The sequence below is a fragment of the Rhizobium sp. SEMIA 4085 genome, assembly GCF_013004495.1.
GTDB classification, from domain to species: Bacteria; Pseudomonadota; Alphaproteobacteria; order Rhizobiales; family Rhizobiaceae; genus Rhizobium; species Rhizobium gallicum.
Window position 1 is genome coordinate 1 of record NZ_JABEPH010000607.1, and the last position, 2002, is coordinate 2002.

Below are 2002 nucleotides of genomic sequence, written 5' to 3' on the forward strand. Positions count from 1 at the left end.
CTCCGGGGCGACCCTTGTCGCATCACACGAACTGGGCACCGGCCCGGCCAACAGAGTGGCGAGGGGGAGAACTGCTCGCTTGAACGGACCTGTCCAGCTTGCGGAAACACCGTTCCGCGGTTTCCTCGCAGAGCAAGAACGAGACCTCAAGAGTATCTTGCTGGAGGGCTGGCCGGTAATGGAGCCGGACTGTCGTAAAAAAATGGGCCGCTGGGTAGTTGCGGCCCATGAGATGTGAAGGTGTGAACCTCCAGAGGGGAACAGCTGGCGGCACCGGGAGGAAAGGTACACGCGGCAGCTGTTTCTATATAGGGCCAAAGACAGCATCGATCAACCCGCGATTGCTTAGCCGGCACGGAAAGGCTAAGCGGGATGCGGACGCCCCTGGGGCGACCTTACCCACGTGTAGCTGAGCGACTTTTAATTCGGATCCATTCAAGAAAAGCCTGCCGTTGTCGTCAAGGTGAACAGTAATATCCAGCTGACCAATCTCGCCTCCTACCATCCCGCAGGGCGGCCCCCCCGGGACGCGGAGCGAAGTCAAGCATGTCGGGAACCGATTGCTGCGCCCGACCGCCTTGCTTGCACAAACCAGATTGAAGCCACAACCCAGTATGTGATTGATGCTGCAGCCGGGGCGGAAAAGACAATGCGGCTCGGTTCTCCTTCCCGGAGGAATGGGCATTTGTTCCCGACTGCAACAGGGCGCTGAGCCGCATCTGAATCTACTTAACCGGCAGGATGAGTGGGGTCCCTTTCTTGACGATATGACCCTACCGTGGTTGATTTCGCTGACCTCGACCCCGTGGCCGATGAGTCGTCAGCGGGCCGCGCCGATGCCCGAGACGACGAGATCGAGACCGCTTTCCGAGCCGGAGCGCAGCCGACGTTCGCCCCGTGCCGAGTGGATCGAGGACCGCGAGCCCTAAGGTGTGAACTGGCGCGACCCGAAAGGGTGTCATCGACAACTAGGTCGGCGTCGAGCCTCCAGCCAAGGCAGATCGTCCTTTTGCGGCCACTCGCTATGGATACGAGTGTCATGTTTTCCTTTTGTGTGAAAAAAGGGCGGCGCTAGCACGCGCCCTTTGTAGATCATCAAGTTGACGGAACGCAGCGATCAATCGTGTCGTGAGTTCCCGGGCGAAGGCACGACGCTGACGTGCAAAGCTTCGGGCCGGCGGCTCAGGATTTTGCTGCCGCGGCACGCATGCCGCGATACTGTACGGTCGGAAGGCCACCCCAGCCCCAATTGTCGAGATCGACCTCCTCAATCACCACGTAGGTCGACTCAAGGGGTTTGTTCAGCACTTTGAGCAGCACCTCGCTGACGCCCTTGATAATGGCGGCCTTTTCCTCGGTGGTGACCGAATTGCGGTCAGGAGTGGTCCCCTCGCGGGTAACCTGTACGGTGACGATAGGCATTGTGATCTCCTTTCGAGACGTTCACCAGCGACCGGCGTTCTGGCCGCCATCGACGTGGAGGATTTCGCCGGTCACGAAACCAGCGGTTTCGAGATAAAGGACGGCATCGATGATGTCGCGGATTTCGCCCATTCGGCCGACTGGATGCAATTCGGCGAGCGCCGAGTGCGTCTCCACAGGATGCATGGGCGTCTTGATCACGCCCGGAGACACCGCGTTGACGCGAACGCCGCTCTTCGAGAACTCCATCGCCAGAGACCGGGTCACAGCGTTCAGACCGCCCTTGGTCAAGGAGGCGAGTGCCGAGGGCATCCCGACCATTGGCTGATCGGCAAGGCTCGTGGTGATGCTGACGATATGGCCCGAACCCTGCTTCAGCATCCAGGCGGCTGCGCGCTGGGTAATGTGAAAAAAGCCGGCCACATTGACACCGAGGTTGTGGTCGTAGTCTTCCTGGGTCATTTCGATGAAGGGCTTGGCGAGGAAGACGCCGGCGTTGTTTACCAGCGAATCGATGCGGCCAAAGCGCTCAATCCCTTCGCGCACGATCCGTTCGGCAGTCGCCGGCGGACTGGTGGCG

2 protein-coding genes are annotated in these 2002 nt (G+C 60.2%); both read right to left on the reverse strand.

What is annotated here, in order from left to right; all coding sequences use genetic code 11:
• Positions 1-1182: 1182 nt before the first annotated feature.
• Positions 1183-1422 carry a 4-oxalocrotonate tautomerase family protein gene (locus C9413_RS31575; RefSeq protein WP_040116020.1) on the reverse strand — a complete coding sequence of 80 codons (240 nt, stop codon included), beginning with the start codon at positions 1420-1422 and terminating at the stop codon, positions 1183-1185.
• Between the two features lie 21 nt (positions 1423-1443).
• A partial coding sequence (locus tag C9413_RS31580; RefSeq protein ID WP_170251465.1) for an SDR family oxidoreductase occupies positions 1444-2002 on the reverse strand: 559 nt, incomplete at its 5' end.